23 protein-coding genes are annotated in these 20,459 nt (G+C 34.4%); 4 read left to right on the forward strand and 19 right to left on the reverse strand.

All coding sequences use genetic code 11. The features are described 5' to 3' along the window. Window positions 1-35: 35 nt before the first annotated feature. Both nudC and QZU75_RS05065 read left to right on the forward strand, forming a co-directional pair. Window positions 36-833 (forward strand): NAD(+) diphosphatase, encoded by a 798-nt coding sequence (gene nudC, locus QZU75_RS05060; protein ID WP_296881998.1) that lies wholly within the window; start codon window positions 36-38, stop codon window positions 831-833. A 64-nt stretch (window positions 834-897) separates the two neighbouring features. Beyond that, entirely contained in the window at window positions 898-2,223 is a 1,326-nt protein-coding gene (locus tag QZU75_RS05065) for a hypothetical protein (protein WP_296882000.1), read from the forward strand. Between the two features lie 15 nt (window positions 2,224-2,238). On the opposite strand, the gene QZU75_RS05070 is transcribed toward QZU75_RS05065, so the two are convergent. Beyond that, window positions 2,239-3,414, reverse strand: a complete 1,176-nt coding sequence (locus QZU75_RS05070) for a MalY/PatB family protein (RefSeq protein ID WP_296882002.1) — start codon at window positions 3,412-3,414, stop codon at window positions 2,239-2,241. Then, the gene (locus tag QZU75_RS05075; protein WP_296882004.1) at window positions 3,401-3,919 is read right to left on the reverse strand and encodes a nitroreductase family protein; all 519 of its coding nucleotides are present in this window, start codon (window positions 3,917-3,919) and stop codon (window positions 3,401-3,403) included. Before QZU75_RS05075 ends, QZU75_RS05070 begins: the two co-directional genes overlap by 14 nt. A 62-nt stretch (window positions 3,920-3,981) precedes the next feature. Between QZU75_RS05075 and QZU75_RS05080 the strand changes: the two genes are divergently transcribed. Continuing rightward, window positions 3,982-4,470: a DUF308 domain-containing protein gene (locus QZU75_RS05080; RefSeq protein ID WP_296882005.1), complete on the forward strand. Its 489-nt coding sequence runs from the start codon at window positions 3,982-3,984 to the stop codon at window positions 4,468-4,470. A gap of 179 nt (window positions 4,471-4,649) precedes the next feature. Here QZU75_RS05080 and QZU75_RS05085 read toward each other — a convergent pair whose 3' ends face one another. From QZU75_RS05085 to QZU75_RS05100, 4 genes are all read right to left on the reverse strand, one after another. Then, a complete protein-coding gene (locus tag QZU75_RS05085; RefSeq protein WP_296882006.1) occupies window positions 4,650-5,258 on the reverse strand; it encodes a flavodoxin family protein in 609 nt (202 codons plus the stop codon). A 5-nt stretch (window positions 5,259-5,263) separates the two neighbouring features. Then, the gene (locus QZU75_RS05090; protein WP_296882008.1) at window positions 5,264-5,899 is read right to left on the reverse strand and encodes a flavodoxin family protein; all 636 of its coding nucleotides are present in this window, start codon (window positions 5,897-5,899) and stop codon (window positions 5,264-5,266) included. Between the two features lie 156 nt (window positions 5,900-6,055). Then, window positions 6,056-7,333 carry a serine--tRNA ligase gene (gene serS / locus QZU75_RS05095; protein WP_296882010.1) on the reverse strand — a complete coding sequence of 426 codons (1,278 nt, stop codon included), beginning with the start codon at window positions 7,331-7,333 and terminating at the stop codon, window positions 6,056-6,058. Between the two features lie 151 nt (window positions 7,334-7,484). Further along, window positions 7,485-7,862: a helix-turn-helix domain-containing protein gene (locus QZU75_RS05100; RefSeq protein WP_296882011.1), complete on the reverse strand. Its 378-nt coding sequence runs from the start codon at window positions 7,860-7,862 to the stop codon at window positions 7,485-7,487. Window positions 7,863-8,587: 725 nt separating this feature from the next. Between QZU75_RS05100 and QZU75_RS05105 the strand changes: the two genes are divergently transcribed. Then, window positions 8,588-9,433, forward strand: a complete 846-nt coding sequence (locus QZU75_RS05105) for a bifunctional hydroxymethylpyrimidine kinase/phosphomethylpyrimidine kinase (RefSeq protein WP_296882013.1) — start codon at window positions 8,588-8,590, stop codon at window positions 9,431-9,433. Between the two features lie 25 nt (window positions 9,434-9,458). Here the strand turns inward: QZU75_RS05105 and QZU75_RS05110 are convergent, their stop codons facing one another. The 13 genes from QZU75_RS05110 to QZU75_RS05170 all read right to left on the reverse strand — a co-directional run bounded on the left by QZU75_RS05110 (window position 9,459) and on the right by QZU75_RS05170 (window position 20,419). Beyond that, window positions 9,459-9,809, reverse strand: a complete 351-nt coding sequence (locus QZU75_RS05110; protein ID WP_296882015.1) for an arsenate reductase family protein — start codon at window positions 9,807-9,809, stop codon at window positions 9,459-9,461. A gap of 45 nt (window positions 9,810-9,854) precedes the next feature. Beyond that, window positions 9,855-10,508 (reverse strand): HAD family hydrolase, encoded by a 654-nt coding sequence (locus QZU75_RS05115; RefSeq protein WP_296882016.1) that lies wholly within the window; start codon window positions 10,506-10,508, stop codon window positions 9,855-9,857. Window positions 10,509-10,841: 333 nt separating this feature from the next. Further along, window positions 10,842-12,014 (reverse strand): MFS transporter, encoded by a 1,173-nt coding sequence (locus QZU75_RS05120; RefSeq protein WP_296882017.1) that lies wholly within the window; start codon window positions 12,012-12,014, stop codon window positions 10,842-10,844. A gap of 68 nt (window positions 12,015-12,082) precedes the next feature. Next, window positions 12,083-12,496: a pyridoxamine 5'-phosphate oxidase family protein gene (locus QZU75_RS05125; protein ID WP_296882018.1), complete on the reverse strand. Its 414-nt coding sequence runs from the start codon at window positions 12,494-12,496 to the stop codon at window positions 12,083-12,085. A gap of 25 nt (window positions 12,497-12,521) precedes the next feature. Continuing rightward, window positions 12,522-13,112: a TetR/AcrR family transcriptional regulator gene (locus QZU75_RS05130; protein ID WP_296882019.1), complete on the reverse strand. Its 591-nt coding sequence runs from the start codon at window positions 13,110-13,112 to the stop codon at window positions 12,522-12,524. 58 nt (window positions 13,113-13,170) lie between these two features. Then, entirely contained in the window at window positions 13,171-13,650 is a 480-nt protein-coding gene (locus tag QZU75_RS05135) for a methylated-DNA--[protein]-cysteine S-methyltransferase (protein ID WP_296882020.1), read from the reverse strand. A 2-nt stretch (window positions 13,651-13,652) separates the two neighbouring features. Further along, window positions 13,653-14,447 carry a Ni-sirohydrochlorin a,c-diamide reductive cyclase ATP-dependent reductase subunit gene (gene cfbC, locus QZU75_RS05140; RefSeq protein WP_296882022.1) on the reverse strand — a complete coding sequence of 265 codons (795 nt, stop codon included), beginning with the start codon at window positions 14,445-14,447 and terminating at the stop codon, window positions 13,653-13,655. Beyond that, window positions 14,440-15,687, reverse strand: a complete 1,248-nt coding sequence (locus QZU75_RS05145; RefSeq protein WP_296882024.1) for a peptidase U32 family protein — start codon at window positions 15,685-15,687, stop codon at window positions 14,440-14,442. The genes cfbC and QZU75_RS05145 overlap by 8 nt, the downstream gene beginning before the upstream one ends. Window positions 15,688-15,696: 9 nt before the next feature. Beyond that, on the reverse strand, window positions 15,697-17,118 hold the full coding sequence (purF, locus tag QZU75_RS05150) for an amidophosphoribosyltransferase (RefSeq protein WP_296882026.1): 1,422 nt from the start codon (window positions 17,116-17,118) through the stop codon (window positions 15,697-15,699). 65 nt (window positions 17,119-17,183) lie between these two features. After that, complete coding sequence (locus QZU75_RS05155) at window positions 17,184-18,080, reverse strand: hypothetical protein (protein ID WP_296882028.1); 897 nt, start codon at window positions 18,078-18,080, stop codon at window positions 17,184-17,186. A gap of 9 nt (window positions 18,081-18,089) precedes the next feature. Then, window positions 18,090-19,058, reverse strand: a complete 969-nt coding sequence (galE, locus tag QZU75_RS05160) for a UDP-glucose 4-epimerase GalE (protein WP_296882029.1) — start codon at window positions 19,056-19,058, stop codon at window positions 18,090-18,092. Between the two features lie 10 nt (window positions 19,059-19,068). Continuing rightward, window positions 19,069-20,247: an NAD(P)/FAD-dependent oxidoreductase gene (locus tag QZU75_RS05165; protein WP_296882030.1), complete on the reverse strand. Its 1,179-nt coding sequence runs from the start codon at window positions 20,245-20,247 to the stop codon at window positions 19,069-19,071. A 4-nt stretch (window positions 20,248-20,251) separates the two neighbouring features. Beyond that, on the reverse strand, window positions 20,252-20,419 hold the full coding sequence (locus QZU75_RS05170) for a 4Fe-4S binding protein (RefSeq protein WP_296882032.1): 168 nt from the start codon (window positions 20,417-20,419) through the stop codon (window positions 20,252-20,254). Window positions 20,420-20,459 lie beyond the last annotated feature (40 nt).

Genomic DNA, 20,459 nt, shown 5'->3' on the forward strand with positions numbered 1-20,459 from the left:
CAACTTTTATTTATAAAAAAAATATACTTATAAATATGATAGAAAAATCCCTTTATGAAAATTACACAATCGGCTTTGACGAAACTGTTACACCGGAAAGTGAAGATTACCTCTTTGTATTTAATGAAAACAGAGAATTATACCTGGATGAAAATAAAAAATTGTCAAAGTCGCTTGACAGTTTTAATGTTAATTTTTGTTTTTATATTGGGGATTATAAAGATGTTAAAGCATTTGTCGTTAATGTTAAAAGTGATGAAAGTTTTTATGATTTAAGGGAAGTCTATGAGTTTGACCATGATCTGTACCATATTGCCGGAAAGGCCGTTTTGGTAAACGACTGGTATATATCACACAGGTTTTGCGGCAGATGCGGATGTGAAACTCAAATAGATGAAAAGGACATGATGTTAAAGTGCCCTTCATGCGGTCAGGTGCACTATCCCCGCATCGCTCCTGCAATTATTGTGGCTATCAGAAATGCAGACAAACTGCTCATGGCAAAACACAGCTACCATGACAACATAAGATATGCTCTGATAGCAGGTTTTGTAGAGCCTGGCGAAGCTATTGAAGAAGCTGTCAAAAGGGAAGTCCTGGAAGAGGTCGGAATTAAAATTAAAAATCTGGAATATAAACGAAGCCAGTCCTGGCCGTTTCCTAATTCATTAATGCTTGGATTTACCGCAGAATATGAATCCGGCGATATTAAAGTTGACGGCGATGAAATTCTAAAGGCAAAATGGTTTAAAAAAGATGAAATAATCAGATACGGATCCGACATCAGCATTTCCGACTGGCTGATTCAAGATTTTATCGATTCTGTCGAATAATTTAATCTAAAAAAATAACCAGTTAGACCAAATTACTAATATCAGTTTTTACAGAAATTACAGTATGATTTATAAAAAATCAATAATCATATTTTTATCATTAATAATTGTATTTACTGCAGTTTCTGCCGTAAGTGCAGCCGAATTAAATGATACTTCAATTGATGAACCAGTAGGTTTATCTGATAAAGACAGTGGAATACTCTCTGTCAGTGACAATGAAAAGCTTTCAGGAGGCCAAGCCCAGGTGAAAGATGAAAACATGTCACTTAAGATTTCTTCAACAGGAGATTTCTACGGAGAAACTAAACTGCATGTCTCCCTAATCAGTTCAAAGGATAATAGGGGTATTGCAGACGAAAATGTTTGGATTTTTGTAAACAATAACTTTTGGGACAGCTTCACTACAGGTTCAGATGGAAAAATTGACATTGATTTCAAAAGAATGCCTGGAACCTATTTCATTAAGGCACAGCTGGAGGATTATGATTTGGAAACCCCTAATTTTTCATTTGGAATCAATGGAATTTCAACAAATTTTGAACTTAAACAGACAAGCGCATACTACAAGGATACACAGTTAGTATTCAAATTGACAAATATGAATACCAAAAAGGGACTTGCAAATGAGCAGATTGACGTCAGGTTTTCAAACGGCAAAACTGCAACATTGAAAACCAATTCAAAAGGAATAGCTACTTATGATGTTCCTTTCAATCCTGGAACATATAGCGTTACTGCAAAAACCCATTCCAAATATATTTACAGCAATTCAGTGACATTAAAAAATTTCATTATAGGCAAAACTTATCTGGCATTCACCCCAGTCAAATTATCCACTTCATACGGTTCAGGTAAATGCTTCACTGTTAAAGTTAAAAATATGTATACAAAACATCCTATGAAGGGTGTAAAACTTAAATTAAAGGTTTATACTGGAAAAAGCTACAAGGCTTACAGTGTTACAACCGATTCAAAAGGTGTTGCAAGATTTGATGTTTCCACATTATCAATCGGAACACATAAAGTTACAATCAATAACGCCAACAAAAATATGGGCGGTTTTGAAAAAACCAGTTCAATAACTCTGACAAAAGCAAAATTAAGCATTACAGCTCCAAAAATCACCTCAAATCATACAGGCACTTCAACATTTAAGATTACCATTAAAAATAAGCAAACAAAAAAAGCAATGAGCAACGTTAAAGCAACAATAAAAGTTTGGAGCGGAAAAAACTACAAAACAATTACTGTAAAAACAAATAAAAACGGTCAGGCCAGCATTTCAACCGAAGGGTTGGATATTGCAAGCCACAACGTTGATATTACTGTTCCTCAAACATCAAAAATCAGTAAGGCAACAGCAAAAAGTACAATTTTAATTATTTAAATGGTTTGTATATAACTACAAACCACCACTTATATTTTTTAAAGCTATTACACCTGCTTTTAGACGTCTTAAACCATCAACTAATAATTCCTGAGGACATGCAATATTCATTCTCAAAAATTCTTTTCCACATTCTCCGAAATCGTGTCCTGCAGACAAAAACAGTCCCTGATTTGTTCTTAAAAATTCACGCAAAACCTTTGAGTGAGCATTCAGCGCAGAACAGTCAAGCCATAAAAGATATGTTGCGTCGCATGGAACCAATTTTACTATAGGCAGTTCATTGGCAAGATAATCCTTAACAATCTGTTTGTTTTCATATAATACCTGTCTTAGCTCATCAAGCCAATCTTCAGACTTACTGTAAGCTGCGATAACAGCAGCAGTTGCAAAGACATTGCATGAATCAGAATTGTCCACATGCATCTGAGTTTTAATCTTATCCATCAAATCAGAGTTTTTAGTGTGAACAATGGAACTTTGAAATCCTGCAATATTAAATGATTTTGAAGGAGAAAGACATGTAATCGCTTTATCATATTCAAATGAAGTTTCAAAGGGATTGTATTTGACACCAGGATCAGTCAAATCACAGTGAATTTCATCAGAAATCAAAATCACGTCATGCTTTTTGCATAGCTTTCCTATTTCGGCCAAATCCTCTTTAGACCAGATTTTACCAATAGGATTGTGAGGATTGCAAAGTATCATCATTTTGACTTTGGAGAGCTTTTCATCCAAATCATCAAAATCAATGCGATATTTGTCATTTTCATATATTAATTCATTTTCCAGGACTTTTCTGTTGTTGTCTTCAATAACATAATAGAAAACATGATATACAGGTGACTGAATCAGGATTTCATCGCCTTCATCGGTTAGGCACCTTATCATCGATGAGATTGACGGCATTACTCCGATTGAGTATAGCATGTTTTCTTTTGACATGTTAAAGCCATACCTGGAATCCCACCAGTTAATGTAGGCTTCAAACAGCTCATCGGGAACAATTGTGTAGCCGTATATGGGATGGGATGCCCTTTTTTGAATAGCATTCTCAATAGCCGGAGCTACCCTAAAGTCCATATCCGCTACCCACATAGGCAAATCATCATCAAATAAATCCCATTTCAGACAATTTGTATCGTGCCTGTCAATGACACTTTTAAAGTCATAGCTAGTATTTTTCATAATGAATCCTGTCTTCGTCAAATTTATCCATGAATTTGTTTTCCCAACCTTCAGCAGGATATCCAATGGTAACAATAGAATAAGGTTTCAAATCAGATATATCAGAAATTCCAATAATTTCACCAATTTTAGCCATTCTTTCCTCTTCAGGTGCAACTCCATTCCATAAAGCACCTAATCCAAGGTTTACTGCTTCAAGCAGCATGTTTTCACATGCAGCACCCATATCTTGTTGCCATACAGTTTTATAAAATGCCCTTTCAATGTTTGCAACAAGTACAATAGCTACAGGAGCATTTGTTACTCTAGGTTTGATTTCACCAATTTTTGCAAGAGTTTCCTTGTTTTTGACTACAACAAACTCCCATGGTTCGGCTCCCAGTCTGGAGCCCGGTGCCTGCATTCCTGCCTTCAATATTTTTAAAATATCTTCATCACTAACTTCTTTATCCTGATATTCACGGATACTTCTTCTTGTATTAATTATTTGTTCAAAATCAGCCATATTTTTAAATAATATATTCCTCATATATAAAATTAGCTTTAAGTTAAATGGAGGTGAAAACAATGAGAGCAAATAAGCTTCTTGGTTTGATATCAATAATTCTAGGATTAATTTTTATAATATTCCCAATGTTTTCCTCTGCATTAGTTTCACTTATAGTAGGTTTAAGCCTGCTTTTCTTTGGACTATCAGCAGTTTTCATGGGCGCAACTATGACAAATCCTATCAATAATATCATTCCCCTCACATCGATAATTATTGGGATTATAGCAGTCATTTTCGGATTCCTGTTCATATTCTATATTGATGCATTGTCCTTTTTAGTTGGTATACAATTCTATATTGTAGGAATTATAATGATTGTATTTGGTATAACCGGATTAGTCTCCCACTCCAATCATGTATCCAAATTCTCTTCAATACTTGTTTTAATAATGGGTATTGTTGCAATTGCACTGGGAGCGTTTGCACAAAGTGAACCTATATACCTTGCAATAATTATAGGTGTTGTACTGATAATAGAAGGTATTGCATGGTTATTAACTGATTAAGGCTCGGTTAATAAAAAAAAAGAAATAGGATACAATCCAATAACACCTAACCGTCACCATATAAAAAATTATTAACCAAGCCCGGATTTTTAAATCCAATTAATACTTGGTTTTCAACTCTTAAATTATTTTTTGAAGTGCAAAAAAGCACATTTTCACACTTCCACAAGATTTAAATATTATTTGCTTAATTCTGCTCCAATTTCAAAAGCCTTTTTTAAATCCAATTCAAATTGTTCTTCCCTTAATTTTATTGTCTCTTCATCAGAAGCCCTGTCATAATCTCTCGGGACAATGTGGCGAATAGAATTGATTTCAACTTTCCCCTTAAACATTTTAAATAAATCTTCTGACATCTTGAGATTTGGACGCAGTTTATTTTCAAAATAACTTACGGAATGGAAGATAGAATAAAAGAGACCTACATTGATTTTACCTTTAAAAGCGTTTCCCACTTTATAATCAACTATACAAAACACTAACCTTTCCATTAAAGCCTTGTAATGGCTGCATGGATCTGTAAAAAAGATAGGAACACCAATTAAAAGACAGTCACTGTCTAAAATTCTTTCAATCAATGGTGAAGTTTCATCTCTCCAGTGACATTTGCAGGACTTGCCTTCCTGTTTACATATCATACAACTCATACATCCTCGCAAATCCAGCTTATATAAATCAACATATTCCACATCTGCACCAACAGATTCCGCACCTTTTGCAGCATATTTCATGAGTTGTGCATTTGAATCTTTTCTTTTTGGACCTGCATTAATTACAACAGTTTTCAATATAATCACCTTTTGCTTAATTCACAGCCAATCTCGAATGCCTTTTCAAGGTCTTTCGGAAATTGAAGTATCCATTGCTTTTCCTTTAGCTCCTGTGAAAAACCGCCCATATTATATTTGGAATAATCACTTACCTGCAGAGTATCACATACCGGATAAGATATGATTTCGCCGTTTAAAAATGAAAATAAAAATTCAGTGCTTGACAGACTTTCCTTCATGGACTGCTCATAAAACTCCAAAGGAGCATTCATTGTATAAAATATTCCGACATTGACCTTGCCAGGATAATAACTTGACCCGTCATCATAACTCATTATACAGAAAATCAACCTTTCAATCAATGCACGAAATTCACTTGTAGGCTGACCAAAGTAAATAGGAGAGCCTATCAAAAGGCAGTCAGCATCCAGAATCTTTTCAATTACAGGAGTCAAATCGTCTTTCCAATAGCATTTGCCTTTTGTTTTGTCCTTCAATTTGCAGACAAGACAACTTCTGCAACCTGTAAAAATCAAATCATATAAATTGAAATATTCCGTTTCAGCCCCTACGGATTCTGCACCCTTTTGAGCAGACTGTAAAATTTCAGCAGTATTCCATTTTTTTCTAGGGCTCGCATTGATTACAATTGTTTTCATAATTATTATTTAAGAAAAATAAGACATATAATGTTATTCATTTAATCTTACTGAAAAATAGGTGAATACAAATAAATGAAAATTTTAAGAAAAAAAAGATTTAAAAATTAAATAAAAATTAAAAAATGAGCATCAATGCCCATTATATAAAGAAATCTATTTTTTAGCTTCAATTACAGTTTTTCCATTCATGTAAGGGACTAACACTTCAGGAACTTTAACACTGCCGTCAGGCTGTTGATAGTTTTCCAAAATACAGCACATTGTCCTCTCGGTAGCTATTGCAGTACTGTTCAAGGTGTGTAATGTCTGAGCATCTCCAGAACCTGCTCTTCCAAAACGTGTTTTAGTTTTACGGGCCTGATAGTCTTTACAGTTAGTGCATGAAACCAATTCCCTGAAGGCACCGGAACCTGGGAACCATGCCTCCAGATCATATTTGATAGCTGCATTGTCATTTAAAGCAGAAGATACAATAGCTATAATCTGATATGGAAGACCTAATTTCTGATAGATTCTTTCGGTTACCTCCATCAGGTGGTCATGCTGATTTCTTGAATCATCAGGTGCGGAATAAATAAACTGTTCTATTTTTTCGAACTGGTGAACTCTGAATATTCCTAAGGTGTCTTTACCATGAGATCCTGCTTCTTTTCTAAAACATGTTGAAAGTGCACAGTATCTTAAAGGCAAGTCATCAGGAGATATAATTTCATTTCTGTGAAGTGCCGCCAGGGTCTGTTCGGCAGTTGCAATCAGATACATGTCCTCATTTTCAACTTTGTATAATGTTTCTTCAAACTCACCCAGTTCTGAAGTTTCAGCTGCAACTTCACCTTTTACAAAGAATGGAGTTTGCATTGGAATATATCCTTCAGATTCAAGTTCTGAAAGTGCAAACTGAATCAGTGCAAGGTTCAAGTGGAGAATATCTCTTTTAAGATAGTAAAAACGTGCCCCTGCAATGCTTGCTGCAGTTTCAAGGTCTGCACCATCAATTTTATTGATTAAATCAACGTGATTCAGCAGTTCAAAATCATATTCGGGGATTTCTCCGTAGGTTCTCACAACAACATTATCATCTTCTGTATCGGAAATAGGAACGTCCTCGTCAATGATGTTTCCGACTTTGTATCTGTAATCATCCCTGAGTTTTAAATAATCTGCATTTTTAGCAGTTAACTCTTTAATTTCTGCTGCTACTTCTTTAGACCTTTTAATTACTTCATCCAAATTACCTTCTTCTTTTGCTTTTTTAAATGATTTGGATAATTTATTTTTCTCTGATCTTAAAGAATTTAATTTGCGCTCACCTTCTCTCCATAAGGTGTCATATTCAATTACTTTTTCAACATTTTCTGTGTCTCTAAATCTCTTCTTTTCAGAGTCTATAATAATTTCTGGATTTTCTCTGAATAATTTTATATCTAACAATATTTTGTCCCCTAAAATATTTTATTCAATATTAATTTAGATTCTTCTGTTTTTTAAAGTTAATGAAAAAATCAGCTTAAAATTATGAAAAAAGTTGATGATTAAAAAAAAAGTAGTTTTTAGGGTCCACACCGAAACCCAAATATTTTGATTATATCAATAATAAGTTTTCCTTAAAGCTTGCTTTCAAATCGCAAGCAAGTTTTTCAGAGTAATTTTCACCGTCAACAGTTACCATGGCAATTTCATATAAAACTTTGTTTAATGACTTGCCTTTTTCAGTTAATATGTATTTTACGTTCTTTTTATCGCATTTGTCAACAATCTTTTGGATCAATCCATTGTTTTCCATGTCTTTCAGGCAGTTGCTTAAGACCTTGTTTGAAAGGTCAGGCTTGTCTTCCTTAAATTCATGGAACCGAGATTTGCCATAAAACAAATCACGCATTATCTGGATTACCCATTTTTTGTTGAATAATCTTACAACCAATTCTATCGGACATGATTTAACATGTTTAGTGATGTTCATGATAATGACCTCCAAAAAATCAGTCGGTTATAATGACTTGTTTTTGAAGTATATAAACTTTTCGCTTTTTACATGGTAACCGAACAGTTACAAAAAGCTTTTATATATTATTTACCTAAGTTTGTATTGAAAGTTACACACCAGTGGCTTTCAAAATCTAGGAGATGGCAAAATTAGATAGAGTAAACACTTGGAATGAAAATGAAAAATTTTCCCCTAAATAAACAGATGCAGATACGCAAATCATGACTCCCCGCATGAAAAGCGTATTGCACAACTAAAAACACTGCGGTTTTTTACATCTATTGGTCATACTGAATCCCATATAAAAAGTTCATTGGATTTCCAAAAGGAATTTTTTGAGACGGCATTGAGCCGTCACCATCCTCCGAATCTATACCTCTAAAAAAAATATGGTTAAAATCAAAAAATTCCTGCTATCCCTATTATTAAATTCACATCAATATTTTCAGGTTATTTGTCAAATCAGCAAATCCTATTAAATAAAAAATATTAGCCCATTTTCCAAAAGCAACATCCACATTGCCCCATCACGTTTAAATCAGTTATATAACGATTGTTATAACTATAACGTAAAGAACTTAAATTAGAGAATAAAGCCAGTATTGTTTTAAAATCATTCAAAATTCCTTTTTAATGACAACAATTATATATCAAAAAGAATAATTATTAATATGTAATTAAATAATAAATGGATTGAGAAAATGAAAGAAACTACAAAAATTTTAACCATTCAAGACGTATCCTGTTACGGCCAGTGCTCAATTACAGTTGCACTACCGGTAATCTCTGCATTCGGAATAGAAACAGCCGTACTTCCTTCAGCTGTTTTATCCACACACACATCAGGATTTACAGGATACACAGTACGGGATTTAACAGAAGATCTTCCACTCATCCGTGAACATTGGGAAAGTGAAGGAATATATTTTGATGCAATATATACAGGATTTATAAGTTCAATTACCCAAATTGATTATATTAAAGACATTATAGATTCCAGGCTAAAACCTGAAGGAAAAGTTTTTGTCGACCCTGCTATGGCAGACCACGGTGAATTTTACAACGGTTTTGACCAGGATTTTGCAGACAAAATGGGCGAGCTTTGTAAAATTGGAGACTACATTCTTCCAAATACAACAGAAGCATGCTACATATTGCACAAAGCATGGAAGGAAGAATTCACAAAAGAGGAAATGCTGGAAATGGCAAACGACCTTACTGCATTTACAAAAAGACATGTCATCCTAAAAGGAGATACTCATAAGGAAGGCAAAATGGGAATGATTGTTGTCGACAAAGAAGAATCTACAACAGAATTCGTATACAACGACAAGGTAAACTATATATCCCACGGAACCGGAGATGTCTTTGCTTCATCTTTTGTAGGATCAACAATTATCGGCAAAACTCCAAGTGAATCTGCAAAGATTGCCGGAGAATTTACAAAAAAAGCTATAGAGGAAACTGTTGGAGACCCTACACACACCTACGGAGTCAAATTCGAAAGGGTAATCCCGCAGCTTCAGGATATAATTAAATCTATCTAAAAAAAAAGAAAAAAGACAGGTTAAATTACAATAACCTTTCTTCCCATTCTTTTACTTTAAAACCAACTAGAACAACATCATCATTTACCAAAATAGGTCTTTTAACAAGCATACCATCAGTTGCAAGTAAATCCAGCTGTTCATCTTCAGACATGTCAGGCAATTTATCTTTAAGTTTTAATTCTCTGTATTTCATGCCGCTTGTGTTAAAAAATCTTTTTAATGGCAAATCAGAAATTTCCCACCATTTGCGCAGTTCGTCAGCAGCAGGATTGTCTTCTATGATATGTCTTGATTCATATTCAATATTGTGTTCATCTAACCATTTTTTAGCTTTTCTGCATGTTGAGCATTTTGGATAATTAACAAATAACATAGTATCACTTAAATTTAATTTATGTCAATCAGGTAATATAGGTTTTCAGTTTTCCTCAAATAAAGATAGCAAATCACAGATATCATCAATAACATATGAAACATACTCATTTTCATAGTCATTTTCATTGCCATAGCCCCATGTGACAAGAATACAGTCTATTCCTGCGTTTTGAGCAGTTTTGATATCAGTTATAGAATCACCAATGTATACTGCATCATCAGCCTTTACATTGGCCATGTCCATTATCTTATTTACCCCATACGGATGAGGTTTTGAGGGGTGAGGATAGTCATGCCCTTCGATTGCAACAAAATCAATGTCTGAAAAATGTCTCTGCACAAATTCATTTAATGAATAATTTAAGCGGTTGGAATTGATGGCTAACAAAATGTTTTTATCCTGCAGTTTTTTTAAAACTTCATAAGAATTAGGAAACGGAAGTGTAAGCTCCTTTTTAGAGGCGTTATAATATTCAAGGTAAGTTTCCTTTACGGCCTCAAGATTTTGAGGAGTGCAATTTTCACCCAAAACCAGTGAAATAATCTCATCAATATTTCCCCCAAGACATGGAATATATTCTTCACGTGTCAGTGTTGGCAGATTATGGTCTGTCAAAGCCTTGTTAAAACAAATTACAACATCACAAATAGAATCAAACAGTGTTCCGTCAAAATCAAAGATTGCAAGTTTCTTCATGTTAATTAATTTGTCATCATCAGATAAATTTGCATCGGATTCAAAGGAACAATATTAAAAATTTAGGTATACCTAAAAATTTATATAGTATTAAAAAATAATAATAAATCAAGCAAATAGCATGACCGCATGTTATTCAAAAAAATAATGGAGGAAAAATATGATTATTGGAATTGAAAACTTAAAAAAACAAAAAGAAGAAAGCAAAAACTCAGAATAATTAAAAATCCCATTGCATTGACAATGGGATTATCATATCCCACCACTATTATTTTTAAAAAACATCCCCATTAAAGAAAAACAACTGAAATTAAAGAGAATTAAGATAAATAACTATTTTTTAAGAGCATACAAACAGACTGGAAGTGCCAATAATGTAATTATGGAAGATATCATATAAACCGGCGCATATCCCTCAGAGGCAAAGACTCCAAGCAAAGCAGGTCCGAAACCCATTGTCGCATCACAAAATATAAAGAAAGTTGATACGGCATAAGAGCGGCGTTTTTCTGAAGTGTTTCTTGTAACAATTGTAGTACATGCTGAGTTGAGTGTTCCAAAACCCAGTGCAGCACAAACTGCACAGATTACCACAGTTAATGTAGACGGATAAAAAGCAATCAAAAACAAACCTATAGCCTGCGCTATTATACCTGCCACACATATTATCAAATCCCCGCCCCTGTCCTGGATTTTACCTGCAACAGGCCTTGAAAGAATCAGAACAACAGAATATATGATGAAAAACCATGAAAATATACCTGTTAAATTGACTTCAACAGCATATAACCTATAAAATGACAAAATTGAAACATAACCAAGACTTGTAAGTGCTGTAAAAAATGAAACCGGAACGGCACCACGTTCAATAATCTTATCGAGACCGAAATAACTGGAATCCTTTTTGATTTCATGTTTGTTTGCGGGATCGTGAGCCGAAACGTCAATAAAGTAAATGCATATTAAAGCAATTGCAGAAAATATTGCTGCAAATAAAAAACATCCTGCAGAGCCAACACTATCATACAAAAATCCGCCAATGAATGGTCCGAGCCCTACTGCTAAAGTAGTACCCATCATGAAATAACCAAATGCCTCTCCAAAACGTCTTTTAGGAAGTACGGATGAAGCTATTGTAACTATTGCATTGGCTGATGCGCCAAAGCCTATACCATGAATAAACCTGACGATTAAAAGCAAATTAACATCGCTTACAATGAAATACAAAAGGCATGAAAGAAAATGAATGGTCATAAACGTTAATGCGGTTTTCTTCCAGCCGACTCTTTCCAAAGCATTTCCGGAATATATTCTGGAGCATAAACCGCCAAAAATATATATTCCGGATACCAGACCTGCAATCATAGCAGAGGATCCCATTGATGTTGCATATTCAGTAACAGTAGACATCAATACATACATTACAAGAGCCGTGCACAGCAGGGCTAGAAAAACCAGAAAAAATGACCTTGTAAATATTTTTTCATCATCAGCTGAAGCATTCATAATAAAAAATAGTAAGTTAAATTAAAAAATATTTTCTATAAAAATTAAAAAAGAAAGAATCAAAATAATTAGAAATTATATGATTCGTTGATTTTACCAGTTATGTCCCTTATTTCAGCAGTTGCTTCTTCAAGGTGGAAAATAGCTAATTTATAACCGGTTTCATCATTATAGATTCCCTGCAGGAATTCATTTCCTTCAACAATGGAATCAGCAAGATCATAGTTGTCTTCAAACACAGCTTTTCCATAATATCTAAGGAAATCTGTTTCAACAAGAGCAACTATCTCAACATATGGATTTTTCTCCATCTGTTTATAAACATCTTTAAAGTCACCAACACCAAAGTAAAGTTTTCCGTCTTTTAACAAATGAAAACCGAGAGGTCTGTTTTTAGGTTTATTTTCATCCACAGTAGCTAAGAAAAATACTTTAGCTTCATTCATAAATTCATCGATTCTTTCTGCACCTTCTAATACCATATTATCACCAATATCTTATATATTCTTAAATCATAATTCCTTCAAGGAAGATATTCAATAAATCATCGATATAATCGTTGGTTTCAAAACCAAGGCTTTTATTATAGATTTTCCATAATATTACTGACTGGAACAAACTGGAATAACACATTACAGAAATTGACCTTGTGTTAATCTCTTTAATCACACCCTTATCTATCTGCAGTTTAAAGAATTCTTCAAGTTTATTCAGAATCAGATCTGTGATTTTCGAAATTAGAGGTTCATCCTCTTCATCATTTCTGACTTCTTCCATAGCAACTTTGAGTATGCTAAAATCACTGTCTTCAAGAGATAAAATACCGAAAAAAGAAATTTTGAGGAATACATCTATACTTTCATCTTCATCAAACTCAAAAATCTCATTTAATTTATCAATGAGTATTTGCAGATAATATTCTTTTGTAGCATCTACAAGATTTTTTTTATTTTTAAACTTTCTGAAGATAGTTAATTCATTTACGCCTGCTTCAGCAGCTATTTTTTTAGTTGTTGCCTTATCAAAACCATTTTCCTGAAGAATTACTAGTGTTGCCTGAATAATTTTTTCTGATGTTTTATCGATTTCAGCTTCCATAAAAAAATATATATTGTTATTATATTTTAAATCTTTTTGGAGGAGTTTCATTAATCGTTTAAAAAATAATCTTTTCCAATTTCAATAATTCAATTTTTCTATCGATTCCGCCAGCATAACCTGTCAATTTTCCATTAACTCCCAAAACTCTATGACATGGTATTAAAATTGAAATCGGATTATGACCAACTGCTCCCCCAACGGCCTGCGCTGACATAGTTGGAGATATTCTTGAAGCGATTTGGCCGTATGTCATTGTCCTGCCATAGGGAATTTCTGAAAGTATTTTCCAGACCTTGAGTCTGAATTCACTTCCCTGAGGTTTAATTTTGAAATCAATTTTAGGATTCAATCCTTTAAAATAATCGTCAAGCCATTTTTTAACATCTCTAAAAATAGCCAATTCGTCATTTTCCACAATATTTTCAGTTGACGGAAAATATTTTTGTCCGTAAAAGTAAACACCGCAAATTGATTCGCCATCACTTATAATCAGAATTTCTCCAAGAGGAGAAACATAATCAGTTGAATAGTACATGTCTACAAATATGATTTAAAAAATTCTTCAAATTCTTCGTCACTCATAGGTTCCGGAGTTGATATGTTTTCATTAGCCATAATGCTTGAAGCAAGGTCACGGTATTCTTGTGCTTCATCACTTTCAGGATATTTTTCTACAACGGTTTTTGCATCTAATTCAGCTTCTTGAATTAAATTACTTCTATGAATTGTACCAACTACATGTGTTCCTATCTTTTTTGCAAAGTCTTCAATTATTTGCTCCTCATTGTCCACATTTCTGCAGTTACACACTATACCGCTCAAGTTACCTTTAAGCTTTTTAACACCACGAACAATATTGTTTGCTGCATAAAGTGACATATATTCCCCAGAAGTAACAATTAAAACTTCATCAGCATATTTTTCACGTAAAGGCACTGAAAAACCGCCGCAAACTACATCTCCCAGCACATCATAAATGACCACATCCAAATCCTCATCAAATATGCTAAGTTTTTCAAGCCTTTTCATAGCTACAATAACACCACGTCCGGCACATCCAACACCAGGTTCAGGACCTCCGCTTTCAACACACTGAATGCCCTTAAAACCTGTAAAAACAAGATCATCTTTTTCAGGAGTACGATTTTCCTTTAATGTATGAACAACAGTAGGAATTCTTGAGCCGTATAAGGTACGTGTAGTGTCTGCCTTTGGGTCACAGCCTATTACAATACAATTCAAATCATCACTGCCCCATACGGCAGATAAATTGGCTACTGTAGTACTTTTTCCAATTCCCCCTTTTCCATAAATAGCTATTTTCTTAATCATCAGAATCCCTCTCCACTAACTTATATACAAAATCGTTTTTTCTTACCTTTGTTGGTATTAAAATAGCAACATTTGAATTTTTATCAACACTGTCAACAGATTTTCCTTCAATCTGCATAGAATCAATTGTATGAGTAATCGAACCGGTAGTCTGACCCTGTATGATAATTTTATCACCTATTTTCAAATCATCCCATACCCTGATTTCAGCCGCCTTGACTTTATTGTAGTAATTTACAACCTGCCCTATGTCTTTTTTAATATATTTTGACTGGTTATCCTCACTTGTCTCAAATGGAGTGCCAAAATAAAAGTTGGTGTCAAAACCACGGTTAAATACGCTTGTAAGCTCTTCCATCCATTCGTCCTTAACATTATAATTTGAAGGATCTTCCTGAAAAGCGTCAATCGCTTCACGATAAATGCCAGTTACCATAGCACCATAATCAGGACTTCTTGCCCTTCCTTCTATTTTAAATGATGCAACGCCGCTTTCAATTAATTCAGGAATATATTCTATCATGCACATGTCCTTTGGAGAAAAGAAGTTTGTTCTGTAACTTATATCATCGCTTCCTGTGACAATGAATCTTTCATCTTCCACATCAGAGAAGTTGACAACATTGTCTTCGCCTTCTTCATATGTCAATGTCCAGTTCTTGCGGCAGGGCTGCAGACAGTCTCCGCAGTTAGCACTCCTTCCATATAATCCATAACTCAAAAAGCATCTGCCTGAAATTGCCATACATATTGCACCATGAACAAAAATTTCAGTTTCAATCGGCGATTTTTGGGTAATTTCAGCAATTTCCCTTAAAGAAAGCTCCCGTGAAAGGATTGCTCTTTTTGCACCTAACTTTTTAAGGGTTTTTAAAGTGTAAGAATTAGTTACATTTTCCTGAACGCTGATGTGGGCTTCAAGCCCATATGAAACAGTATCTTCAATCAGGCCAATATCTGATAAAATAAGTCCGTCAATGCCTGAAGCAGAAATTGTCTCAAGGTTGGATTCAAGCTCCTCTGCAAGCTTTTCATTTAAAATAATATTTGTACATAAATAAGTTTTAGCTCCGTATTCTTCAGTTATTTTGCAAACATCACTTAAATCATCCAGAGAAAAGTTTTTTGCATTGGCCCTCATGTTATAATCATCAAGGCCAAAATAAACTGCATCGGCTCCATTTTCTAAAACGGCACGCAGTGATATGAAATTGCCTGCCGGAGCTAATAATTCAACCATAAAAATCCATTAAGGTTTATAGTAAGTCTCAGCTTCAAGACCTTCAGGCAATTCTGTAGGATAATCCTCGTTTAGACAGCCTAAACATAATTTCTCTTCGCCCATACCAATAGCCTCAACGAGGGCAGGAAGAGTTATATAACCTAAAGAGTCTATTTTTAACTGTTCCTGAATTTCTTCAACAGAATAATTCGCAGCAATCAACTCTTTTTTGGTTGCCATTGCAACTCCGTAGTAACATGGAGCAATAACAGGAGGGCATCCTACTAAAAAGTGAATTTCTGCAGGTTCAGCTTCCTTAACAAGGTCAAGCAACTGTTTGGAAGTTGTTCCTCTTACAATACTGTCATCGATTAAAATAATTTTTTTGCCTTTAATGGCTTCTTTAATTGGATTTAGCTTAAGCCTGACTGCCAGCTCCCTTTCTTCCTGAGTAGGCATGATGAATGTTCTTCCGACATATCTGTTTTTGATTAAACCTTCACCATAAGGAATACCTGATGCTCTTGAATATCCGATAGCTGCAGGAATGGATGAATCCGGAACAGGAATTACTACATCCGCATCAATAGGATAGAGTTTGTGCAGCTGACGGCCGATATTCATTCTGGTTTCATAAACGTTAATGCCGTCAATGGTACTGTCAGGTCTTGCAAAATAAACATATTCGAACATGCAGTGGGAAAGTTTACATTTTCCTGCGCTTTCTAGCATGTGAGATTTGAGTTCATCATCTTCAAAATAGACTACTTCACCCGGAACTATGTCTCTAATATATTCCGCATTTATTACATCAAATGCTACAGTTTCAGAAGCTAAAATAAATTCATCATCCCTTTTTGCAACTGCAAGAGGTTTGATTCCCATAGGATCTCTTACACCATATAATTCACCGTCGATTAAAATAGTCAATGCATATGATCCAACAAGTTTTTTGCATACAGCTTCAATAGCCTCCAAAACATTTTTGCCATTGTCATAATGTTCTTTTTTAAGCATGTAACATATTACTTCAGAATCGGAATCAGACTTGAAATAAAATCCTTCGCTACTGAGTTCTTTTTTTAACTCAGCCGAATTGACAATGTCACCATTATGAGCCATTGCAATAAATCCGTCACCAAAATCAGTTACAAAAGGCTGTGAATTTTCAATTTTTGATTGGCCAGTAGTTGAATACCTTACATGACCAATTGCCATGCTTCCAGGCAAGTGATTAATTTCATTATCTTTAAATACATCAGTGATTAAACCCATACCGCAATAATGATTTAAACCATTTTCTGTATTAAAAGCAGCTATTCCTGCTGATTCCTGACCTCTATGCTGTAAAGCATATAAACAATAATAAACAAAAGATGCGACATTTTTAGAATCATCACTACAGTGAATTCCAACAATACCACACTTATCTTCCATCTCACCGTGCATTATGTAAACTCCCTTAAAATAGTATAATTATAGTTATCTAAAAACTAGTATAAAAACAATAATGTTTAGTCCCAGAAATTCTCGAAAGTATCTGGAATTTCATCATAGGCATCCTTAACTTCCGGAACTTTCTCTTCCTTAATATCAGTTAAATCCTTTTTTAAATCATCAGCATTATCATCAACAAATATTAATGCAGTTCTAACAATATTTAACCATTCAATAGCCTTGGATTTATTTTCAGCAGCAATATAATTTTGACCGACAATAATATTTTCAGGCTTGAACTTATCAGTAGCTATTACAATTCTTTTTTCATCCTTAAGCTCCTGCCTGAAGGTTTCCTGCCAAAGCTCTTCAAGATTGAATATTTCCAGAATCTCTTTTCGATATATATCCTCATAGCGTAATTTGAATGATGAAAAATCAGATTTTACCTCTTCGACATCTTCTCTCAGCTCATTGTTTTCCTGAGACAATATTTCATTTTCCTTGATTAGCTTATTGTAATCATCAAGAAGGCTATTATAGTTATGAGTTACTTTCATCAGTTTATTTTCCAGAGCGTGGATGTTAATCAGATTTAAAGAATAAGATAATGTTGATTTTATGATTGAATTCAAGATTTCCTTTTCGGCCAATCTGAAGTCTATTGATTCATCTTCAACAATAATGTGAGTGTAGTCAAACAGTCCCACATGATTAAAATCAGTTTTCAATTCATTAAAAAGAATATTATAGGTTTCATCATGACCATAACCTCCAATAAGCAAAATATCAGCGCCGGTAGCTACTTTTTTTACGATGCTTAATTCGGTAGTTGGAATTATTGATGAAACGATAATGTTGTAATCCTGTTCAAGCTGAATATTGTTTACAGCCTTTGATACAAGCTGGGCAATATCCAGTCCCTGAACAATGATACGAACATCTATTTTTGATTCATGATTTTCATTTCCCATGAAAATTACCTAAACTTTATTTATTTTTTCATGCCATTTCCATGCAGAGCTTACAATTTGCTCTAAATCATACTGAGGAATCCAGCCTAATTTTTCTCTGATTTTAGTTGAATCAGCTATAAGTATAGCCGGATCACCTTCACGGCGTTCATCCATTTTAACTTCAAAATCACGTCCTGTGACTTTTTTACACATGTCAATTACTTCACGTACAGAATAACCTTCACCATTTCCAAGGTTGAAGATATTTGATTCATGTTCATTGCATAAGTATTCATATGCTTTAATATGAGCATCTGCCAAGTCATTTACATGGATGTAATCACGAATGCATGTTCCGTCAGGAGTATCATAATCGCTTCCAAATATGGAAATGCTGTCCCTTTTTCCAATGGCAGCATCTAAAATCAATGGTATCAAGTGTGTTTCTGGGTCATGGAATTCCCCTATTTCACAATCGAAATCAGCACCTGCAGCATTGAAATATCTTAAAGATACATAGTTGAAATCACCTTTATCAGCTTCTCTTTGAAGAGCCTTTTCAGTGATAAATTTGGAGTGTCCGTAAGGATTGATTGGTTTTAGTTCTGTATCTTCTGTGATTGGAATCTGTTCAGGATTTCCATAAACTGCTGCAGTTGATGAAAGAATAAATTTGTCCACATTAAATTCTCTCATGACCTTCAAGAGATTTAAGGTATTTTTATAGTTATTTTTAAAGTATTTTTGAGGAAGTTCAACTGATTCGGCTACTGAAGAAAAAGCAGCAAAGTGAATAACACCATCTATATCATATTTTTCAAAAACTTCCCTGATATTGTCTTTTCCAAAGTCGTAGTTTTCAAAATTTCCCCATTTAACAAAGTTTTCATAACCTTTGCAAAGATTATCAACAATAACAGTGTCATAGCCTGCATTGTGTAGTGCTTTATTGGTATGAGAACCTATATAACCTGCTCCGCCAGTAACTAAAATCAATGTGAACACCTTAAATAAATTTACCTAATTTAAGTAACGCTTTTGGAGATACTTTAATTAATTTTTTAACAATTTCAGTTGTGGAAATTTTCTCAAAGCTTTCACCTTGGAATGCGTGAGCAATGCTGTCAAGTTCTTCATCGGATAATGTAAGCAAGTATTCCTGTACTTTTTTATATCTTTTGATTTCATGGTCAAGCTCATCGTGAGCCATTTGATCATATTGTTTTAGGAATTTTTTGGAGCAGTCCTCTTTGATAGCTTGAGCTGCAACCTGACCTGCACACATACCCCCGGTCATACCTGAGATGATTCCTCCACCAGTCAACGGATTTACCTGACCTGCTGCATCTCCAACAACCATAATGTTGTCATCATATAATTTTTTAGTCATTCCGCCTACTGGGTCTCCACCAACGTTTAATTCAACTGCCTGAGCGTTTTGAGTGTATGGACATTTTGCAATAAAATCATCCAAGTATTCTTTAGCTGTTTTTTCAGCTTTATGAGGTAATATTGCTAAACCTACGTTTGCAATGTCATCACCTTTAGGGAAAATCCATACATATCCTCCAGGTGCACATGAACCTAAGTAGAATTCAATGACTCCAGGTTTTTCGAATTCAACATTACACATTTCGTATTGTACACCGGATTCCATTTCTTTTGCTTTTGCAGCTGGTCTGAGACCTGCCCATCTTGCAACGTGACCTTCAGGACCGTCAGCGGCAATTAAAATTTTACATTTGTAGTCTATTTTTTCACCCATGCATTCGGTGTTGACAATATATCCGTTATCGATTTTTTCAATACCAGTTACTAAGGTTTTGATTTTTATTTCAGCACCTGCTCTTGCAGCATCCATCGCCATGTGTTTGTCGAATACTTTTCTTTCCAATATGTAACCTGCTTCAGGAAGTTTAACTTCATCTTTGGTTAACCATACATCAGTTCCATCTGGTGTTTGAATCCTTACGCCTTGAATTTCCTGGGTTACCCAGCGAGGAGATGGTTCGATGCCCAGTTTTTCAAGGCCCTGAATTGAAACTCCTTCAGCACATCTTTTTGGTGATCCAATTTCAGATTTTTTATCCATTAAGATTACTTTTGCTCCGCCTAAAGCTGCATGTTTTGCTGCACTGGAACCTGCAGGTCCAGATCCTACTACTATTACATCAGTTTCAATCATATAATCATTCCTCTTTTTCTAAAGCATCAATTGGACATGCTTTAATACATGTATCACAATCTTTACAGTCTTCATCATTAAATACCAATGAATATTCTCTTACTTGAATTAAATTTCTTGGACAAACTCCTGCACATTCTCCGCAGAATGAGCACCAATCTTTAACAATCATAAAATATCTCCTTAACTAACAGTTTATGTTATGAATAGTA

This window comes from uncultured Methanobrevibacter sp., from assembly GCF_902764455.1.
Lineage (GTDB): Archaea > Methanobacteriota > Methanobacteria > Methanobacteriales > Methanobacteriaceae > Methanocatella.

Coding starts and splice junctions, on each gene's coding strand:
- nudC (WP_296881998.1), top strand. CDS start 36: ATGATAGAAAAATCCCTTTATGAAAATTACACAATCGGCTTTGACGAA.
- QZU75_RS05065 (WP_296882000.1), top strand. CDS start 898: ATGATTTATAAAAAATCAATAATCATATTTTTATCATTAATAATTGTA.
- QZU75_RS05070 (WP_296882002.1), bottom strand. CDS start 3,414: ATGAAAAATACTAGCTATGACTTTAAAAGTGTCATTGACAGGCACGAT.
- QZU75_RS05075 (WP_296882004.1), bottom strand. CDS start 3,919: ATGGCTGATTTTGAACAAATAATTAATACAAGAAGAAGTATCCGTGAA.
- QZU75_RS05080 (WP_296882005.1), top strand. CDS start 3,982: ATGAGAGCAAATAAGCTTCTTGGTTTGATATCAATAATTCTAGGATTA.
- QZU75_RS05090 (WP_296882008.1), bottom strand. CDS start 5,899: ATGAAAACAATTGTAATCAATGCGAGCCCTAGAAAAAAATGGAATACT.
- QZU75_RS05100 (WP_296882011.1), bottom strand. CDS start 7,862: ATGAACATCACTAAACATGTTAAATCATGTCCGATAGAATTGGTTGTA.
- QZU75_RS05105 (WP_296882013.1), top strand. CDS start 8,588: ATGAAAGAAACTACAAAAATTTTAACCATTCAAGACGTATCCTGTTAC.
- QZU75_RS05110 (WP_296882015.1), bottom strand. CDS start 9,809: ATGTTATTTGTTAATTATCCAAAATGCTCAACATGCAGAAAAGCTAAA.
- QZU75_RS05115 (WP_296882016.1), bottom strand. CDS start 10,508: ATGAAGAAACTTGCAATCTTTGATTTTGACGGAACACTGTTTGATTCT.
- QZU75_RS05120 (WP_296882017.1), bottom strand. CDS start 12,014: ATGAATGCTTCAGCTGATGATGAAAAAATATTTACAAGGTCATTTTTT.
- QZU75_RS05125 (WP_296882018.1), bottom strand. CDS start 12,496: ATGGTATTAGAAGGTGCAGAAAGAATCGATGAATTTATGAATGAAGCT.
- QZU75_RS05130 (WP_296882019.1), bottom strand. CDS start 13,112: ATGGAAGCTGAAATCGATAAAACATCAGAAAAAATTATTCAGGCAACA.
- QZU75_RS05135 (WP_296882020.1), bottom strand. CDS start 13,650: ATGTACTATTCAACTGATTATGTTTCTCCTCTTGGAGAAATTCTGATT.
- cfbC (WP_296882022.1), bottom strand. CDS start 14,447: ATGATTAAGAAAATAGCTATTTATGGAAAAGGGGGAATTGGAAAAAGT.
- QZU75_RS05145 (WP_296882024.1), bottom strand. CDS start 15,687: ATGGTTGAATTATTAGCTCCGGCAGGCAATTTCATATCACTGCGTGCC.
- purF (WP_296882026.1), bottom strand. CDS start 17,118: ATGCACGGTGAGATGGAAGATAAGTGTGGTATTGTTGGAATTCACTGT.
- QZU75_RS05155 (WP_296882028.1), bottom strand. CDS start 18,080: ATGGGAAATGAAAATCATGAATCAAAAATAGATGTTCGTATCATTGTT.
- QZU75_RS05165 (WP_296882030.1), bottom strand. CDS start 20,247: ATGATTGAAACTGATGTAATAGTAGTAGGATCTGGACCTGCAGGTTCC.
- QZU75_RS05170 (WP_296882032.1), bottom strand. CDS start 20,419: ATGATTGTTAAAGATTGGTGCTCATTCTGCGGAGAATGTGCAGGAGTT.